This is a genomic window from Streptomyces sp. LMG1-1-1.1 (assembly GCF_040815545.1).
Lineage (GTDB): Bacteria > Actinomycetota > Actinomycetes > Streptomycetales > Streptomycetaceae > Streptomyces.
This window is the reverse complement of sequence record NZ_JBFPNH010000031.1, coordinates 1-16,358: the sequence shown is the minus strand read 5'-3', so window position 1 is coordinate 16,358 and position 16,358 is coordinate 1. Positions and strand designations below refer to the sequence as shown.

The window sequence follows — 16,358 nt, the reverse complement described above, 5'->3', positions numbered from 1 at the left end:
TCCATTTCGTTTGAAACCTTGCCTATGCTCTCAGCTCGATCGGCATGGTCGGCACTTCGGTGGAACGGATGGACGGCATGGGAGAAGCGGTGCGCTGGGGAATCCTGGCGACGGGTGGCATAGCCGAAAGGTTCACCACGGACCTGCGGACGCTCGGCGGCGCCGAGGTCGTCGCGGTGGCGTCCCGCACGGAGGCGTCCGCGCGGGCCTTCGCGGACCGGTTCGGGATTCCGCGCGCGTACGGCGAATGGGCCGGGCTCTTCGCCGACGAGGACGTCGACGTGGTGTACGTGGCGACCCCGCACCATGCGCACCGGGCGGCGGCGGGCCTCGCCCTGGAGGCCGGCAAGGCGGTGCTCTGCGAGAAGGCCCTCACCCTCAACGCCCGGGAGGCGGCGGAACTCGTCGCCCTCGCCCGGGAGCGCGGCCTCTTCCTCATGGAGGCCATGTGGATGTACTGCAACCCGCTGATCCGCCGGCTCGTGGAACTGGTCCGCGACGGGGCGATCGGCGAGGTCCGCACCGTGCAGGCCGACTTCGGCCTCGCGGGCCCCTTCGACGCCGGCCACCGGCTGCGGGACCCCGCGGTCGGCGGCGGCGCGCTCCTCGACCTCGGCGTGTACCCGGTGTCGTTCGCCCAGCTGCTGCTCGGCGAGCCGTCCTCCGTCCAGGCGCACGCGCTGATCTCCCCGGAGGGCGTCGACCTCAACACCGGCATCCTCCTCGGCTGGGACTCGGGCGCCTCCGCGCTCCTCTCCTGCTCCCTCGTCGCGGACACCCCGCTCACCGCGTCCGTGACGGGCACGCTCGGCCGCATCGACGTCCCGCGCGGGTTCTTCTTCCCCGAACGGTTCACCCTGCACCGCCACGGCGCCGAGCCGGAGGAGTTCACGAACGAGGACGACCCGCACTCGCTCCGCCACGAGGCCGCCGAGGTCATGCGCTGCCTGCGCGCGGGCGAGACCGAGTCGCCCCTCGTCCCCCTCGACGGCTCGCTCGCCGTGATGCGGACCCTCGACGCCGTACGGGAGCGCGTCGGGGTCCGCTACCCGTCCGAGGTGGTGGCTACGCGGGTGTGAGGCCCGGGTTGCCCGCCTCGGTGACGTAGGAGGCCGCGGTGGTGACGGAAGCGCCCGGCCTCGTCACGTACGGGACCGTGCGGAAGTCGGCGCGGGCGCTCTCCGTCCCCAGCTCGACCGTGACGTAGCCGCGCCGCCCGTTGTAGAACCGCAGGTGGGGGTTGGCCCCCATCAGCTTGTCGTGGTTCGACGGCCGGTCGGCGCCGTCCTTGCCGCTGGAGATCGAGGTGGCGACGATCTCGGTGCCGACGGTCCGGGAGGCCGGGTCGCGGAAGTCGGCCTTCAGGTCGAGGCCGTAACCCACGTGGACGTCCCCGGTGAGCACCATCAGGTTCTCCACCCCGGCGGCCTCCGCCCCCGCGAGGATCCGCTGCCGGGAGGCCGGGTAGCCGTCCCAGGAGTCCATCGAGAGCTTGAAGTCGGCGGTGGCGCGGTCGCGGCGCTCGGCGAAGACGACCTGCTGCGGCAGGACGTTCCAGCGGGCGGCGCGGGAGGCCTGCCAGCCGTCGAGCAGCCAGCGTTCCTGGGCCGCGCCGGTCAGGGTGCGCGCCGGGTCCTCGGACGCGGGGCCCGGGACCTGCCAGCCGTCGCCGTACGCCTGGTCGGAGCGGTACTGGCGGGTGTCGAGGATGTCGAACTGGGCGAGGCGCCCGAAGCGCAGCCGCCGGTACAGTCGCATGTCGGGGCCTTCGGGCCGCTGGGGCGCGCGCAGGGGCTGGTGCTCCCAGTAGGCGCGGTAGGCGGCGGCGCGGCGGAGCAGGAACTCCTCCGGCGGGACGTCGTTCTCCGGGATGCCGCCCGCGTAGTTGTTCTCGGTCTCGTGGTCGTCCCAGGTGACGACGAACGGGTGGGCGGCGTGCGCGGCGCGCAGGTCGGGGTCCGACTTGTAGAGGGCGTAGCGGAGCCGGTAGTCGTCCAGGGTGAGCGTCTCGCGGGCGAAGACGGCCGGGAGGGTGCGGTCGGTGTAGGCGCGGGCGCCGCCGGTGGCGTTGACGGCGTACTCGTACAGGTAGTCGCCGAGGTGGAAGACGACGTCCACGTCCTCGTCCGCCAGGTGCCGGTACGCCGTGAAGTACCCGTCGTGGTACGCCTGGCAAGACACGGCGGCGAGCTTGAGCGCCGTGTTGTGCGCGAGGGCGGCGGGGGCGGTGCGGGTGCGGCCGACGGGGCTGGTCCAGTCGCCGACGCGGAAGCGGTAGTAGAAGACCCGGCCGGGGTCGAGGTGGTCGACCCCGACGTGGACGGTGTGCCGGAACTCGGGGTGCGCCGTGGCGAGGCCGCGCCGCACGGTCCGGGTGAAGCGCTCGTCGTGGGCGAGCTCCCAGTGGACGGGGACCCGGTTCGGGGGCAGTCCGCCGTCGGGCTCGAAGGGCCGGGGCGCGAGGCGGGTCCAGAGGAGTACGGAGCCGGGCAGCGGGTCGCCCGAGGCCACCCCCAGGGTGAACGGGTCCTCGGTGACGCGCCGGCCGTCGAGCTCGTCCGCGGCGGCGGCGCCGGCGACGGGCAGCTGGGTGGCGAAGGCGAGCGCGACGGCCGCGCCGGTGACGGTGAGGAACCTCCGGCGGCCGAAGTGGCGTGCGGCGGCGCGGAGTTCCTCGGAGTGCTCGGATATGTGGTCCATGTGCCCCTCCCCAGACGGATACTGTCCGTCCGTCATTCGAGGGGGGCGGGGCGACATCCCCTTGTCGAGTACAGAACATCCACGTGTCGGACGGATGAGTTCACGGGGCACACGTCTCGCGTACGCTGCGCGCCCATGAGCATCGCAGTGGTGACGGGAGCGGGATCGGGCATCGGCCGGAGCGTGGCACTGGCCCTCGCGGAGGCCGGCTGGTCGGTCGCCCTCGCGGGCCGCCGGGCGGACGCCCTCGCCGAGACGGCGGCGGCCCTCCCGTCCGGCGACTTCCTCCCCGTCCCCACCGACGTGACCTCGGCGGACGAGGTCGCGGCCCTGTTCGCGGCGGTGCGGGACCGCTACGGCCGCGTCGACCTGCTCTTCAACAACGCCGGGACGTTCGCGGGCGGCGGCGTCCCCGTCGAGGACCTGGACCCGGACACCTGGCGGGCGGTCGTCGACGTCAACCTGACCGGCGCGTTCCTCTGCGCCCAGGCCGCCTTCCGGGCCATGAAGGACCAGAGCCCCCAGGGCGGCCGCATCATCAACAACGGCTCCCTCTCCGCCCATGTGCCGCGCCCGCACTCCATCGCGTACACGGCGACGAAGCACGCCATGACGGGCCTGACCAAGTCCCTGTCCCTGGACGGGCGCCCGTACCGCATCGCCTGCGGCCAGCTCGACATCGGCAACGCGGCGACCGAGATGACGGCCCGCATGCAGACCGGCATCCTCCAGGCCGACGGGCGGACGGCGGTCGAACCGGTGATGGACGCGGCGGACGTCGCCGCCACCGTGGTCCACATGGCGGGCCTCCCGCTGGAGGCGAACATCCAGTTCGCGACGGTCATGGCCACCGCCATGCCCTACATCGGCCGGGGATGACCCCCGGCCGACGGCCCCGGGCGGCTACGCCTGCCCGGTCTCGAAGCGGGAGACCTTCCCGCCGTCGACGGTGAAGTGCCACTTGGTGCGCATCTCGCCCCAGGTGTCGTTGCGGTAGCGGGCGACGAGCACGAGCCCGTCGCCCTTCTCGGACTCGACCTCCATGTGCCCCCGCGAGGAGAACACCTCCTTCTCCATCCACGCCTCCAGGTCCCGCTCCGACCCGTCGTCGGACATCGTCGCGCCCGGCGCGAGCGCCGCCCGGAAGGCCTCGTGGTCGTTGGCGTTGAGGGCCGTGACGAAAGCGCGCACGGCGGGGTCACTGAGCTGGTTCACGGAAATCGTCATGCCCCACCCGTACACCCGGGAGACCCCGCCGCCGGTACGCCCCGGCCGTGAGGTCCCCCCGACAGCCGTCCCGGCCCGCACCGCCGGGTCCTGACGACTTCTCAGCGCCACACGGCGTAGGGCCTGCGTGTTCCCTCGCCCCGCACGCCGCGGAACCGGCACTATCGCCATGAAATCCGTGAAACACCCAGGAGGAGCGATGTCGGACACCGGCAAGGTCGTCAGGCTGTACGCCAAGGGGGCCCCGGTCGGAGTCGAGGACGGGGTCCTCGTCGGCTTCCTCACCGACCAGGGGCGGGCGGGCGAGTGGCTGGTGACCCGCGAGGCCGGGGGCTTCCGGTTCACCGCGAAGGGCACCGAGGAGACCATCGCCTCGCAGGGCACCGACCGCGCCCCGGCCGTCGTCCGGCCCGACGCCTCCCCCGCCTCCGTCTGGCGCATCCAGCACCTCGCCGCCGACGGCGCCACCACCGTCACCTCCCTCACCGACCTCCGCACCGGCGACTACGTCATCGACCAGCGCGGCCTCCCCCTCGGCCGCGACCTGTTCGAGGACCGCTCCGCCCTCCCCAAGCCCGTCCTCGTCCGCACCGACGACCGAGACCCGCACTGGACGATCGAGCTCCTCGACTGACCCACGACCCGACGAAGCCCGAGGGCCCGACCGCCCAAACCACGAAGGGCCCCGACCGGCTCTCCGCCCGGTCAGGGCCCTTCTCGCGATGGCCGACAGATCGGCTCACCGGCCTCGAGTATCACCGAGGCGTACGTGTGGCACAGGACGTGGAAGCCGTGCTCGCGGCTCGGCTCCCGTACGCGCGACGGCTTCTCGCCCGGTTGCCGCTCGGGCAGCGGCGGGATGACTCCCACGTCGGCGAGCGCCGGCTTCCACGCCTTGGTGTTCCAGGTGGTGCGGTTGATGGCACCGCGCCGCCCGGTGTACACGAGCAACGGGACGGTCACCTTGCGCCGGTCCTCGCGTGCGAGGTCGGGCTCCTCGGCGTCCAACCACGGCAGGGTGACGTCGATCGGTTCGAAGCGTTCCTGGTAGGTGAGGAGCCGTTTCGCGAGCACCTTCGACAGAGGCACGTCACGCTCCTTGCCGCCCTTGGGCGGGCCGAAGTACAGCCGCGACTCGTACATGAGGATCTGGCGCTCGACGTGCACGAAGTACAAGGCCACCGGGGTCGCCCTGACGCGCACGACGTACACGCGGGTCAAGGAGGGCGAGGCAGTGTCGCCGCTGCCCTTCGGCCGGGTGACCTGCTCTTCACCGAGGGGACGGCCGCCGTACCCGAGCACGTCGGGACGGCCATCGGGCAGGGCCTGATCGTGCACGCCCCGCGCACCGGCGACGTGGTCCGCATCACGACCCTCGCCTCCTGGAAACCGCGGATTCTCGCGGCCCGCCGAGTCGTCTGACCCGCGCTTCTTCCCCTCTCCCCCTTTCCTCGCATCGCCGCTTCGCCCCAGCGGGGCTTTGCCGCGCGCATAATCGCACTGGAGTTCTCCATGTATCTCGCCGACCAGGTCATGCAGCTCGCCTACGACCCCGGGATCAAGCCGAACGAGGGCGGTCTGCCGGGCCTGTCTCCGCCTGGACCGCGCTGCTTGTCTCGGCCGCGGAGGTGAGCCGGAGGAGGGGTACCGCACTGCCGTGCAGGCCCTGACGGTGCTGCCGGACGAACATCGCACCGGCATGGTCATGAAGTACGCGACGGACTTCAGCAGCGCGGCTGGCCATGCCCAGCTCCCCGCCGGCAAGGAGTTCGCCGAGCTGCTGCGAGCTTGAGCCGAGCTACCGGCCGACGACGGGATTGACCAGGGAGCCGATCCCGGAGACGTGCACCGTGACCTCGTCGCCGGGGACGACCGGGCCCACCCCGGCCGGCGTGCCGGTCAGGAGCACGTCGCCCGGCTCCAGCGTGACCGCTGCCGTGATGTATGCGAGTAGGGACGCGACCGGGTGCAGCATGGTGTCTGTACCGGCCGATTGGCGTTCTTCGCCGTTCACGTCGCAACGCACGACGAGCTTCGTCGGGTCGAGGTTGGTGGTGATCCACGGGCCGAGCGGGCAGAACGTGTCGAACGCCTTCGCCTAGGACGGCTGCCCGTCGTCCCGTTGGATGTCCCGCGCAGTCACGTCGTTGGCGAAGGTGTAGCCGAAGACGTACTCCAGCGCATGCTCGGCGGGGACGTCGCGGGCCGTACGGCCGATGACCACGGCGAGCTCGGCCTCGTAGTGCACCTCGTGCGACTGGGCCGGGTACCGGATCGGCTCCCCAGGGCCGATCACGGCCGACGGCGGCTTGAAGAAGAGCCGGGGAGGGCGGCCGGCGTGTCCAAACTCAACTCGGCGATGTGATCGGCGTAGTTACGACCTACCGCCACGATCTTTCCAGGGCTGACCGGGGCAAGCAGCCGTACGTTGTGGAGCGGCGGCGGCCGGTGGCCTCCGCCGCTCCGCTCGCCGGATCGGCGCTCAGCACCTCCAGGACATCGTCCTCGCCCTCAGCGATGAGGCGCCCGTGAAGGACGTCGCCTTTCCACTCGAACCTGGCCAGCCGCTGCGATTCACCCGTCAGCCTCATGCCTGAACCGTACCTTCGAGTCGGCGTGGCGGCTCGGACCGGATGCCTGTCGGCTCGGTCAGAACGCACGCAGGTACACCCGGGCCTGGTTGGAGGCGAGGTTCTCGATGTAGATCTCGATCCAGGCGACGCTGCGGCGGCGGTAGTCCTTCACACAGGGCGGGCAGACACCTGTGTGGACGGCGTCCTTCAGTGTTTCCGGCTCGGGGAGGCCGAAGTGGCGGAAGTACTCGAATGAGGGTGTGCGGCTGACCTTCCACTGCTCCAGCGGTTCCTCAGAGCGGAGGTCTGCCGCGACCTGTGACGCGGTCGTTCTGTCCGTGCGGAAGGTGAGGATGTAGTTGTCCTCTTGGGGGTTGACCTGAACGGCGCCCTTCACCTCGGTGGCGCCCTTGGGGATCTGGACCTTCATGAACGCCGCGGCTTCGGGAGCTCCGGCGCCCTTCTCCCAGTACGGGTAGGGGTCCTCGCGCGTGGCGCGGACCGGGTTCGCGGTGGAGCAGGAGGCGAGCAGAATCGCCGAGGTCAGCGCGGCGAAAAGCGTCGCGTACGTCTTGTGTCGCCTGTTCACCGGTTCTCCTCGTCTCCCCGTGAGACGTCTCCGCGGCCGCTTTCGCGGCCGGGGTCGGCGGGTGTCACCGCGGGGTTCGTGTCGCTGTTCAAGTCATGCGTGTATGTGGAACTGCTGCCGCGCATGTCGAACTCCTGGGCGATGCCGACCTTGTGCAGGTGCCCCATGTCCTTGTCCTCGATCGTGATTCCCAGGGGGAAGCCCGTCTTCTTTCCCTCGTCCCAGTTGTAGCGGTCCCACACGTTGACCTGATACTCGAGCGACACCTCGGGCTTGCCCCCCTCACCGGGCCTGACCGTCACCATGCCCGAGATGTTCTGCTGGTGCGATCCCACGGCGTGGTACCAGTCGGTGTCCGGCGTGAACGTGCCGCCGTACTGCCTGCTCTCCACAGGAATGGAGACCGGCTTGTCGCCCCCGGCCCTCTCGAATTCGGCGAGGGCTTCCCTGCGCCACTTCTCCTGGTTCTGGGTGAGGTGGATGTCTTCGACGTCGGATCGGAGCGCTGGGTCGTCGTGCAGCATGCGGTTCACGTCGAGGTCGAGGGTTTCGCCGGTGCCGCGCAGGTAGTGCAGCATATTGCGGGACGCCCCGGTTTCGCCGGTGATGTCGCCGGCCGTGGCGATACCGAGGGCCCAGGCGTGGAACTTCACGTCCCGCGGCGTGGGGTCTTCCACGTTGAAGGGGCCGGAGCCCGGGTCGGGGGAGTGCCACTGATACTGCGGGTCCATGATTCCCGCCGCTCGCAGTTCGCCGCCCTTCTCCTGGAGCAGGATGGCGCGCGTGACCGGGTCGAGGCTCTGCCACCAGGCGGGGACGTCCTTGCGGTCCTTGGGCATGTTCGCGGCCTTGCCGGCCTCCTCCAGGGACGGGTAGGGGCTGGCCTTGGGGTTCCGGTTGAAGCCGTTGAAGGTGCCATCCATGGGGTCGGAGTCGAGGACAGCGGCGTCGAGGGCCACGCGGATGCCGTCGTCGGCGTCGGTGACCGCATTGACCGCTTGGACGAGCCTTTCGGCCCACTCGTTCGCCTGGCTGCGGGCGGTCTGCTGGAAGTCGGGGTCGTGCACGTAGGCCGTGCGCTCGTCCTGGGCGAGCCGCTCCGTGTCGAAGGCGACCGTGCCCTGGTCGGAGACGCGCATGCCGGCCTTGACGGCGTCGTCACGGATCGCCTTGAGCCGGTTGCGCAGGTCGGTGAGCTGGGTGTGCGCGTCACGCAAGATGCGTGCGACCGCCTTCGCCTCCTTCTGGGCTCCTTGGAGTTCCTTGAGCGTGACGGTGAACCTGGCGTTGGCGGCGTTCGCGCTCAGCCCGATCCATGACTCGCCGAGCGAGACGCCGTGGACGTCCTTCTCGTACCGCTCTTCGAGCGTCTTGAACTTGGCGGCCATCTCCTCCCACCTGCCCGCGGCGGCGGTCAACGTGGACAGGTCGGTGCTCATGGCTTCGTGATAGGTCGGCATGACTCCCCTGAGGCCGGTCTACCGGCCCGTCAGATGCCCTGGATCCGCGACTGGCGGGCCAGCCGGGCGGCGATGTCGAGTTCGTTGTTCTGCACGCTGATGCCGGTCGCGCCGAGGGCCTGCTTCTCCGAGGACAGGCGCCCGAGCAGCATCGTGACCTGCTTCTCCCACGTCTCGTGGGCCCTCTGCAGCGCTCCGGAGGTATCCCAGCCGTGGCCGTCCTTCGCCCCGAACGCCCTGACCGCGGCATCCGTGGTCTCGGCCGCGTGCTTGCCGTCGCTCGCGACCCCCGGCTCCAGGTCGTCGTCGATCGCCTTCGCCGCCGCCTTCTTGGCCGCCGGACTGGAAGCCAGGTCCGGCCTACCGACGCCGCCGGCTCCCGCCGCCGGAACGAGCTGGTTCAGCCGCATCGACGCGGACGGCCCGGCTGCCACGTCCGCCTTGATCTGCTCCCATTCACCCCAGGCCATGCATCTCCCCCGTTAGTCCCTCAAGTAACTTACGAAACGGGGACCGCGCACAGATAGTTAGATCGGGCCAGAGGGCGTTGGAGTGGCTGAATCACGCCGCGACTGGCGCACGCTCCTGAAACTGTGGCGGGTCGCGGGGTCAGGACCGAGTGGCTCTTGTTCGTCGAGATCAGGAGCTTTCGGTGCTGTCCGAGGGGCAACCGAGGGACTTTCCGCCGCCTGACGCGGCAAGCTCCCGAAAGAACGGAAAGGGCCTCCGACGCAGGTCGGAGGCCCTTTCCAAGGCAAAGCCCCAGGTGGGGGGCAGACGAGTCGGGCTGTACGCCGGGTTCTGTGCCCCGGGACCTCGCGGTCGTCGGGGCGACGGCCATCCATCTAGGACCGGCGTTGCCGCCGGCCTCCTGCGGTCTACCCGCGGACTCGGGCGAGCAGCCCTCGAACATCCGCGCAGGGACACCGGGGTGTCCCCTCTTGACCTTGCTCCGAGTGGGGTTTACCTAGCCGCCTGAGTCACCTCAGGCGCTGGTGGTCTCTTACACCACCGTTTCACCCTTACCGAGGACCGAGGTCCCCGGCGGTCTGTTTTCTGTGGCACTGTCCCGCGGGTCACCCCGGGTGGCCGTTAGCCACCACCCTGCTCTGTGGAGCCCGGACGTTCCTCGGGGAGATCCGAGGATCTCCACGCGGCCGCCCGCCCGGCTCGTCTGCCGTGCCGACCATGCTACCCGCCGGGGGCCGGGAGCTTGACCTTGTCGCGGCGTCAGGGTTTCTACTGGCGGCATGCGCATCGGCGAGATCGCCGCACTCGTGGGGGTCACCCCCAGGGCCGTGCGGCACTACCACCAGTCGGGACTGCTGCCCGAACCCGCACGGCGGGCGAACGGATACCGGGAGTACGGCGTCCGGGACGCCGTGCTCCTCGCCCGGATCCGGCGGCTGACCGAGCTGGGGCCCGGTCTCGACGAGGTACGGGGCGTGCTGGCGGACGACGAGGGGAGGGGGCTCGTGGAGGTGCTCGAAGAGCTGGCGGACGACCTGGCACGGCAGGAGGCGGTGATCCGGGAACGGCGGGAGCGGCTCGCCCCGCTGCTCGCGGAGGCACGGGCCGGGCTGCTGCCCGCCGAGGGCCCCGTGTCGGCGGAGCTCGCGGCGCTGCTCGCGGGCCTGGGTGAGCTGCCCGAGTCGCCGATGGCCGCGAAGGACCGGGAGATCCTGGCGCTGCTCGACGTGGTCGTGCCCGAGGAGGAGCGGGCCCGGCTGCTCGGCCTGATCGGGGGAACCGCGGAGCACGCGCACGAGGTGTACCCGGCGCTCGACGCCCTCGCCGGGGCCGGACCGGACGACCCGCGGGTCGCGGAGGCGGCCCGGCTGCTCGCCGCCTGCCTGCCGGACGAGCTGGGGGTGGACATCCCGCCCGCCGGGGCCGGGGACGGCTCCTCGTCCCTCGCCGACACCTTCTTCGCGGACCTCGCCCCGGCCCAGTCGGCGGCCGTCCGCCCGGCGGTCCGCCTGGTCCGCGAGCGCGGGGAGCGGAACCGGTGACGGGCCCCCGCGCGGCGGCGGCACGCGGGACCGCCGGCCGCCCCCGGCCCGTCCGGCTGCTCCGCCTCGTCGCGTACGTCGCGCTCCCCGCCGAAGTGGTCCTCGCCGTCCTGCTGATCGGCGGGGTGCGGATACCCGGGGCGGTGTGGGCCGTCGCCGAGTCCGCCGCCGTCGCGCTCCTGCTCGCGGAGGGCCTGGCCTACCGGGGGCTGCGGCGGCGGGGACTCTCCCGCCGGGCGGCCGTCGCGGAGCTGGTGCCCGAGCCGGTGCTGCGGCTGATCGGGCACGAGCTGCGCCTGATGGCGAGCCTGGCGCGGTGGGTGGCGCGGCGCCCGCACGGGGTGGACGGCGCGGACGGGGTCTTCCCACACGCGCGGGACCAGGCGGCGCTGATGTACGGGTTCGCGTTCGTGTGCCTGGTCGAGACGGCCGGGATGTCGTACCTGCTGGCCGCCTGGCCGCTCGCGCACGCGGTCGTCCTCGTCCTGGACGTGTACACCGTGCTGTTCGTCCTCGGGCTGCACGCCGCGTCCGCGACCCGTCCGCACACGCTCGCCGGGGGCGTCCTGCGCGTGCGGCAGGCCGCGCACGTCGACGTGCGGGTCCCGGTCGACCGGATCGCGGCTGTCCGCCACGAGTCGCTCTTCACCCACGAGAGGGCCGAGGGCGAGCTGAACCTCGCCGTCGGCTCGCAGACCTCCGTCACGGTCGAGCTGACCGAGCCGGTCGACGCGCCCCGGCTGCTCGGCGCGCCCCGGCCCGTCCGCCTGGTCCGGCTGCACGCCGACGACCCGCGCGCCCTGGTCAGGGCGCTCACCCGGGCGCTCACGCAGGTGCGAACAGCACCTTCGCCGAGCCCGGGTCCGCCTCCGCGAGCCTGACCCGCAGCCACTCCCCGAGCGGCAGGTCGGCGTCCCCGCCGGCGATGCGGGCGACGACCGCCGGGTCCTCCAGGTGGACGGTGCCGACGGCGGGTTCGCGCTCCTTGACGTCGATCACGTACGCGTCGAAGACCTCGCCGATCCGGTCCCGCAGGAGCGCCGCCTCGACGATGTCGACGCTCTCCCGTTCGACGGTGTTGGCGCGGCGCGAGCCGGTCGCCATCTCGTCGGGGAGGGCCGGCAGGGCGGCCCGTACCCACTCGGGGGGCTCGTCGCCCGCCACCGCGGACACGCAGAGCTCGCCCGCGTACCGGTCGACGAGCCGGCGCAGCGGCGCGGTGCAGTGGGTGTACTCGTCGGCGACGGCGGCGTGCACGGCCGGGGTGGGGATGTGGCCGTCGGTGAAGACGGTGTACCCGGCGCCGCGCAGCAGGGTCGTGCACTCCTGGAGGAAGGCGGCCTGCCGCGGATCGGCGGGGTCGGCGGAGCGGACGACGTCCGCGTACGAGACGTGATGGGGCCAGTCGACGCCGAGGGCCTGCGCGGAGCGGCGGAGGCGGGCGACGGCGCCGTCGGGGGCGGTGGGGAGGGTGCGCAGGATGCCGGTGCCGGCGGCGGTCATGAGGTCGGCGGCGGCCATGCCGGCGAGCAGGGAGATCTGCGCGTTCCAGGCGTCGGCGGGGAGCGGGGCCCGGTAGGCGAGGGAGTAGGTGCGGCCGGTCTCGACGATCTCCTGTTCGGGGACGTTGAGGGAGATCCCGCCGCGTTCCGCCTCCAGGGCCTCGCGGAGCCGCCCGATGTCCCGGAGGAGGGCCAGCGAATCCTCGGCCGTGCCGTCGTCGATCCGCCGCTGGACGGTCGCGTAGTCGAGCTTGGCGCGGCTGCGGACCAGGGCGCGGCGGACGTCGGTGGCGACCCGGCGGCCCTGGGCGTCGAGGTCGATCCGCCACAGGAGGGCGGGGCGGGGTTCGCCGGGAAGGAGGCTGGCGGCGCCCTCGGCGAGGACGGCGGGATGGAGCGGGACCTTGCCGTCGGGGAAGTAGAGGGTGAGGACCCGGCGGTGGGCCTCGGCGTCGAGCGCGGAGCCGGGGGCGACGAAGGCGGCGACGTCGGCGATGGCGTAGTGGACCCGGTAGCCGCCGTCGGCCCTGCGGGCCAGGTGCATGGCCTGGTCGAGGTCGGTGGAGGTGGGCGGGTCGACCGTGAAGAACGGGAGGTCGGTGGCGTCGTACGCGGGGAGGCGGGGGTGCTTGGCGGCCTCCTCCGCCTCGGCGAGGACGGCCGGCGGGAAGGCCTCGGGAATCGCGAGCTCGGTACGGAGTGCGCGCAGGGCGGCCCGCAGCGGAGCCTCGGCTGCGCCGGTCACGTGGATGTGGCGGCGGGGCATGGACCGAGCGTATGGCGCGGAGGGGGCCCCGGCACTTTGTACGCTGGACGGCCGGGGCCGCACCCCCACCCCGTACGGACGAAGGAGAACCACCGTGCTCGTGCTGTTGCCGCCCTCCGAAGGCAAGGCCTCCTCGGGGCGCGGGGCGCCGCTGAAGCCGGAGTCGCTGTCCCTGCCGGGGCTCGCGGAGGCGCGGGCGGCGGTCCTCGACGAGCTGGTCGAGCTGTGTGCCGCCGACGAGGAGAAGGCGCGCGAGGTGCTCGGCCTGAGCGAGGGGCTGCGCGGCGAGGTCGCGAAGAACGTGGAGCTGCGGACGGCGGGCGCGCGCCCGGCGGGCGAGGTGTACACGGGCGTCCTCTACGACGCGCTGGGTCTGGCGACCCTGGACGCGGCGGCCGCGAAGCGGGCGGGCAGGTCCCTGCTGGTGTTCTCGGGGCTGTGGGGCGCGGTGAAGGTGACGGACCGGATTCCGTCGTACCGCTGCTCGATGGGCGTCAAGCTGCCGGGCCTGGGCTCGCTGGGCGCGCACTGGCGGGGCGCGATGGCGTCCGTGCTGCCGGCAGCGGCCGGGGACGGTCTCGTCCTGGACCTGCGCTCGTCGGCGTACGCGTCGGCGTGGAAGCCGAAGGGCGAGGTCGCGGCGCGGACCGCGACCGTGCGCGTGCTGCACGCGCCGACCCGCAAGGTCGTCAGCCACTTCAACAAGGCGACGAAGGGCCGGATCGTCCGGAGCCTCCTGGAGGCGGGCGCGGAGCCCGCGTCGCCGGCGGAGCTTGCGGAGGCCCTGCGGGATCTGGGGTACGTGGTGGAGGACGGCGGGAAGGCGGGGGCGCTGGACGCCCTGGTGGACGAGATCCACTGATCGCCGCACTCCTATCGTTGCACCCCGATCGTCACACCCCGATCATTGCACCCTGCGCAACGCTCGTTGCGGGTCCTGCTCGCCCTGGGCAGGATGAGGCCCATGACGAGCGTGTTCGGCCTTGCCGCAGCAGCCCCTGACGTCCCCGTCGTCCCCGTCGTCGTGATCGAGGACGCCGCCGACGCCGTACCCCTGGCCCGCGCCCTGGTCGCCGGCGGACTGCCGCTGATCGAGGTCACCCTGCGCACCCCGGCCGCGCTCGACGCCGTACGGGCCGTCGCGGCCGAGGTGCCGGAGGCGGTCGTCGGCGCGGGCACGGTCGTCTCGGCCGCCGGGGTCGCGGACGCCGTCGGCGCCGGGGCCCGGTTCCTGGTGAGCCCCGGGTGGACCGAGCGGCTGCTCGACGCGATGCGGGCGTCCGGCGTCCCCTTCCTGCCGGGCGTCTCCACCACGTCGGAGGTCGTCGCCCTCCTCGAACACGGGGTGCGGGACATGAAGTTCTTCCCCGCCGAGGCGGCGGGCGGCGTCCCGTACCTCGCGTCCCTCGCGGGCCCCCTCCCCCAGGCCCGCTTCTGCCCCACGGGCGGCATCTCCCCCGCCTCCGCCCCCGCCTACCTGTCCCTGCCCAACGTCGGCTGCGTCGGCGGTACGTGGATGCTGCCGCCCGACGCCCTCGCGGCCCGCGACTGGGCCCGGGTCGAGGCCCTCGCGCGCGGCGCGGCGGCCCTGCGGCGGGGCACCGGGGTGACCGTCAGCGGGTGAGGCCGGTGAACTCCACGCCGAGGTGGTCGGTCACCGGGCGGTACCCGAGACGCTGGTAGAGGGCGTTGCTGGTCGGGTTGGCGAGATCGGTGAAGAGCAGGACCCGCGGGGTGCCGGCGGCGACGGCGGCGCGGCCGACCGCGGTGGTGGCGCCGGCCGCGTAGCCCCGGCGCCGCTCGGCGGGCGGGGTGTAGACGAGGTGGACCCGGGCCTGGCCCTCGATCGTGCGGGAGACGGCGGCCATCGAGACCGGGCGGCCGTCGGGGGCCTCCCAGAGGTGCAGCCGGCCCTCGGTGATCCGTTCGGTGACGAAGTGGGTGTAGTCCTCGGCGGGCTCCTCCCCGATGGACACCGCGAACTCCCTCGTCCACGCGGCGACCAGCGGCACGTCCGCCTCGGCCGCGAGCCTGCCCCGGCCCTCCGGCGCCGGGTCCGGCGGGATCGGCTCGCCGAGCCGGAAGAGCCTCATCCGCCCGGTCACCCGCGACGGGCGTCCGCACGCCTCCGCGTACGCCTCGACGGCGGCCGTCTCGCCGCGCAGGGCGACCGGGCCCCCGTCGGCCGGTGCCGCGGCGACGCCGGCCGGGGAGACGAGCGCGTCGGCCCGGGCGGCGAGGGCGCGCGCCGCCTCCTCCGTCGTAGCCCCCAGGTCGAGGCCCGCGGCCGGCGAGTAGGCGAGCACACCGGTGACGCGCCCGTCCGGCTCCGCCCACCAGCCGAGCCGTTCCGCCCGGCCCATCAGGGTCAGCACGGCGGTGTTGCGGGCGGGCTCGGCGGCCAGGTGCCGCGCGGCGGCGCTGCGGAACGTCTCGGCGTCCTCGGTGAAGTGCCAGGTCATGACGGGATGGTGGTACGGGGAGCGGGCGGCGCGCCACCCGTTTGCCGGGGGCCGGGGGTGTCCTGCCTGGTCGACAGGACGGGGTCAGCCCCGCAGGTGCGAGGTGTCGTTGAGGAGCCGTACGGACGCGTTGCCGTCGGCGTAGTAGGCGACGGCAGAGAGCGAGGCCGCCGAGAGCTCCATGCGGAACAGGGACTCCGGCGGGGCGCCGAGCGCCAGCCTGACGAGGGTCTTGATCGGCGTGACGTGGGTGACGAGGAGGACGGTCCTGCCCGCGTACGCGGCGGCGAGCCGGTCGCGGGTCGCGGCGACGCGGCGGGCGACGGTCGCGAAGCTCTCGCCCCCGCCGGTCGGCGCGGCCTTGGCCGAGGCGAGCCAGTCGTCGAGGTCCGCCGGGTACTTCTGCCGGACCTCGCCGAACGTCAGCCCCTCCCAGGCGCCGAAGTCGGTCTCGCGCAGTCCCTGCTCGATGCGCACGTCGAGTCCGAGCCGGGCGGCGACGGCCGCCGCCGTCTGACGGCACCGGGTCAGCGGCGAGCTGACGATCTCCTGGATGGTGCCCCGGGCGGCCAGCGCATCCGCGACGGCCTCCGCCTGCCGCAGCCCGGCCGCCGACAGCTCGGGATCGCTCCCCCCGCTCCCCGAGAACCGCTTCTCGGGCGTGAGCGCCGTCTCCCCGTGCCGCAGCAGCACGAACGTCGCCGGCGCCCCCATGTCGGGCCCGGTCCATCCCTGGGACGGGGCGGCGGCCTGCGGCCTTACGGGAGCGGCGGCGGTGTCGGGCACGGCGCCGTCGTTCCGCGCGGACGGCAGCGGGGCGGCCGGGGCGTGGGCGCGCGCGGCGTAACCCGTCGGGGCCGATACGCCCGCCTCGGCCTCGAAGTCTCCCGAGGCCGCTCGGGCCTCGGCGGCGAACAGGCCGTCGTCCTGACCGGCGTCATGGCCGGCGGCGGGGGCCGACGGGCGCGACGCGGCGCCCGGCCAGGTGCCGGAGCCCGTGGCCGTACCGCCGGAGCCGGGGCCGCCGGTGGCGCCGGTGGTCCCCGCGGCGGTGGCCAGGGCGGCGC

General features: G+C 73.1%; 17 protein-coding genes, 1 other RNA gene and 2 pseudogenes. 9 read left to right on the top strand and 11 right to left on the bottom strand.

Annotated elements, in window-relative coordinates; translation table 11 throughout:
* Positions 1-77: 77 nt before the first annotated feature.
* Positions 78-1,079, top strand: coding sequence for a Gfo/Idh/MocA family protein (locus MRBLMG1_RS17915; protein ID WP_367825045.1), 1,002 nt, complete (start codon positions 78-80; stop codon positions 1,077-1,079).
* Here the strand turns inward: MRBLMG1_RS17915 and MRBLMG1_RS17910 are convergent.
* Positions 1,066-2,700 carry an alkaline phosphatase D family protein gene (locus MRBLMG1_RS17910; RefSeq protein WP_367825044.1) on the bottom strand — a complete coding sequence of 545 codons (1,635 nt, stop codon included), beginning with the start codon at positions 2,698-2,700 and terminating at the stop codon, positions 1,066-1,068. The two genes, MRBLMG1_RS17915 and MRBLMG1_RS17910, sit on opposite strands and share 14 nt — an antisense overlap.
* 135 nt (positions 2,701-2,835) lie before the next feature.
* On the opposite strand from MRBLMG1_RS17910, the gene MRBLMG1_RS17905 reads away from it, so the two are divergent.
* On the top strand, positions 2,836-3,579 hold the full coding sequence (locus MRBLMG1_RS17905; protein ID WP_367825043.1) for an SDR family oxidoreductase: 744 nt from the start codon (positions 2,836-2,838) through the stop codon (positions 3,577-3,579).
* 24 nt (positions 3,580-3,603) lie between these two features.
* On the opposite strand, the gene MRBLMG1_RS17900 is transcribed toward MRBLMG1_RS17905, so the two are convergent.
* The gene (locus tag MRBLMG1_RS17900) at positions 3,604-3,927 is read right to left on the bottom strand and encodes a nuclear transport factor 2 family protein (protein WP_367825041.1); all 324 of its coding nucleotides are present in this window, start codon (positions 3,925-3,927) and stop codon (positions 3,604-3,606) included.
* A 199-nt stretch (positions 3,928-4,126) separates the two neighbouring features.
* Between MRBLMG1_RS17900 and MRBLMG1_RS17895 the strand changes: the two genes are divergently transcribed.
* A complete protein-coding gene (locus MRBLMG1_RS17895) occupies positions 4,127-4,561 on the top strand; it encodes a hypothetical protein (RefSeq protein WP_367825039.1) in 435 nt (144 codons plus the stop codon).
* A gap of 71 nt (positions 4,562-4,632) precedes the next feature.
* Here the strand turns inward: MRBLMG1_RS17895 and MRBLMG1_RS17890 are convergent, their stop codons facing one another.
* Complete coding sequence (locus MRBLMG1_RS17890) at positions 4,633-5,016, bottom strand: integrase (protein WP_367825038.1); 384 nt, start codon at positions 5,014-5,016, stop codon at positions 4,633-4,635.
* Positions 5,017-5,098: 82 nt separating this feature from the next.
* Here MRBLMG1_RS17890 and MRBLMG1_RS17885 point away from each other — a divergent pair.
* Positions 5,099-5,349 (top strand): annotated as a pseudogene (locus MRBLMG1_RS17885) (C40 family peptidase); the annotation flags it as partial.
* A gap of 235 nt (positions 5,350-5,584) precedes the next feature.
* Positions 5,585-5,719, top strand: a complete 135-nt coding sequence (locus MRBLMG1_RS17880) for a hypothetical protein (RefSeq protein WP_367825037.1) — start codon at positions 5,585-5,587, stop codon at positions 5,717-5,719.
* Positions 5,720-5,725: 6 nt separating this feature from the next.
* On the opposite strand, the pseudogene MRBLMG1_RS37330 reads toward MRBLMG1_RS17880, so the two are convergent.
* The 5 genes and pseudogenes from MRBLMG1_RS37330 to rnpB form a co-directional block, all read right to left on the bottom strand.
* Positions 5,726-6,518, bottom strand: a pseudogene (locus MRBLMG1_RS37330) (fumarylacetoacetate hydrolase family protein).
* Positions 6,519-6,576: 58 nt separating this feature from the next.
* The gene (locus tag MRBLMG1_RS17870; protein ID WP_367825035.1) at positions 6,577-7,089 is read right to left on the bottom strand and encodes a hypothetical protein; all 513 of its coding nucleotides are present in this window, start codon (positions 7,087-7,089) and stop codon (positions 6,577-6,579) included.
* Entirely contained in the window at positions 7,086-8,528 is a 1,443-nt protein-coding gene (locus MRBLMG1_RS17865; RefSeq protein ID WP_367825034.1) for a hypothetical protein, read from the bottom strand. Before MRBLMG1_RS17865 ends, MRBLMG1_RS17870 begins: the two co-directional genes overlap by 4 nt.
* Before the next feature lie 50 nt (positions 8,529-8,578).
* The gene (locus tag MRBLMG1_RS17860) at positions 8,579-9,019 is read right to left on the bottom strand and encodes a hypothetical protein (RefSeq protein ID WP_367825033.1); all 441 of its coding nucleotides are present in this window, start codon (positions 9,017-9,019) and stop codon (positions 8,579-8,581) included.
* 304 nt (positions 9,020-9,323) lie between these two features.
* Positions 9,324-9,722, bottom strand: an RNA gene (rnpB, locus tag MRBLMG1_RS17855) — RNase P RNA component class A.
* A gap of 77 nt (positions 9,723-9,799) precedes the next feature.
* On the opposite strand from rnpB, the gene MRBLMG1_RS17850 reads away from it, so the two are divergent.
* Both MRBLMG1_RS17850 and MRBLMG1_RS17845 read left to right on the top strand, forming a co-directional pair.
* Positions 9,800-10,561 (top strand): MerR family transcriptional regulator, encoded by a 762-nt coding sequence (locus MRBLMG1_RS17850; RefSeq protein WP_367825032.1) that lies wholly within the window; start codon positions 9,800-9,802, stop codon positions 10,559-10,561.
* Positions 10,558-11,442: a hypothetical protein gene (locus MRBLMG1_RS17845; RefSeq protein WP_367825031.1), complete on the top strand. Its 885-nt coding sequence runs from the start codon at positions 10,558-10,560 to the stop codon at positions 11,440-11,442. Before MRBLMG1_RS17850 ends, MRBLMG1_RS17845 begins: the two co-directional genes overlap by 4 nt.
* On the opposite strand, the gene MRBLMG1_RS17840 is transcribed toward MRBLMG1_RS17845, so the two are convergent.
* The gene (locus MRBLMG1_RS17840; protein WP_367825030.1) at positions 11,387-12,829 is read right to left on the bottom strand and encodes an RNB domain-containing ribonuclease; all 1,443 of its coding nucleotides are present in this window, start codon (positions 12,827-12,829) and stop codon (positions 11,387-11,389) included. The two genes, MRBLMG1_RS17845 and MRBLMG1_RS17840, sit on opposite strands and share 56 nt — an antisense overlap.
* Before the next feature lie 94 nt (positions 12,830-12,923).
* On the opposite strand from MRBLMG1_RS17840, the gene yaaA reads away from it, so the two are divergent.
* A complete protein-coding gene (yaaA, locus tag MRBLMG1_RS17835; protein WP_367825029.1) occupies positions 12,924-13,691 on the top strand; it encodes a peroxide stress protein YaaA in 768 nt (255 codons plus the stop codon).
* Between the two features lie 102 nt (positions 13,692-13,793).
* Entirely contained in the window at positions 13,794-14,453 is a 660-nt protein-coding gene (gene eda, locus MRBLMG1_RS17830) for a bifunctional 4-hydroxy-2-oxoglutarate aldolase/2-dehydro-3-deoxy-phosphogluconate aldolase (protein WP_367825028.1), read from the top strand.
* Here eda and MRBLMG1_RS17825 read toward each other — a convergent pair.
* Positions 14,443-15,291 (bottom strand): GNAT family N-acetyltransferase, encoded by an 849-nt coding sequence (locus tag MRBLMG1_RS17825; protein ID WP_367825027.1) that lies wholly within the window; start codon positions 15,289-15,291, stop codon positions 14,443-14,445. The genes eda and MRBLMG1_RS17825 overlap by 11 nt on opposite strands.
* A gap of 84 nt (positions 15,292-15,375) precedes the next feature.
* A partial coding sequence (locus MRBLMG1_RS17820) for a bifunctional RNase H/acid phosphatase (RefSeq protein WP_367825026.1) occupies positions 15,376-16,358 on the bottom strand: 983 nt, incomplete at its 5' end.

Excerpts from the sequence above, each read along its gene's own strand:
- MRBLMG1_RS17915 (WP_367825045.1), top strand. The coding sequence starts at position 78 with ATGGGAGAAGCGGTGCGCTGGGGAATCCTGGCGACGGGTGGCATAGCC.
- MRBLMG1_RS17910 (WP_367825044.1), bottom strand. The coding sequence starts at position 2,700 with ATGGACCACATATCCGAGCACTCCGAGGAACTCCGCGCCGCCGCACGC.
- MRBLMG1_RS17905 (WP_367825043.1), top strand. The coding sequence starts at position 2,836 with ATGAGCATCGCAGTGGTGACGGGAGCGGGATCGGGCATCGGCCGGAGC.
- MRBLMG1_RS17900 (WP_367825041.1), bottom strand. The coding sequence starts at position 3,927 with ATGACGATTTCCGTGAACCAGCTCAGTGACCCCGCCGTGCGCGCTTTC.
- MRBLMG1_RS17895 (WP_367825039.1), top strand. The coding sequence starts at position 4,127 with ATGTCGGACACCGGCAAGGTCGTCAGGCTGTACGCCAAGGGGGCCCCG.
- MRBLMG1_RS17865 (WP_367825034.1), bottom strand. The coding sequence starts at position 8,528 with ATGAGCACCGACCTGTCCACGTTGACCGCCGCCGCGGGCAGGTGGGAG.
- MRBLMG1_RS17860 (WP_367825033.1), bottom strand. The coding sequence starts at position 9,019 with ATGGCCTGGGGTGAATGGGAGCAGATCAAGGCGGACGTGGCAGCCGGG.
- MRBLMG1_RS17850 (WP_367825032.1), top strand. The coding sequence starts at position 9,800 with ATGCGCATCGGCGAGATCGCCGCACTCGTGGGGGTCACCCCCAGGGCC.
- MRBLMG1_RS17840 (WP_367825030.1), bottom strand. The coding sequence starts at position 12,829 with ATGCCCCGCCGCCACATCCACGTGACCGGCGCAGCCGAGGCTCCGCTG.
- eda (WP_367825028.1), top strand. The coding sequence starts at position 13,794 with ATGACGAGCGTGTTCGGCCTTGCCGCAGCAGCCCCTGACGTCCCCGTC.
- MRBLMG1_RS17825 (WP_367825027.1), bottom strand. The coding sequence starts at position 15,291 with ATGACCTGGCACTTCACCGAGGACGCCGAGACGTTCCGCAGCGCCGCC.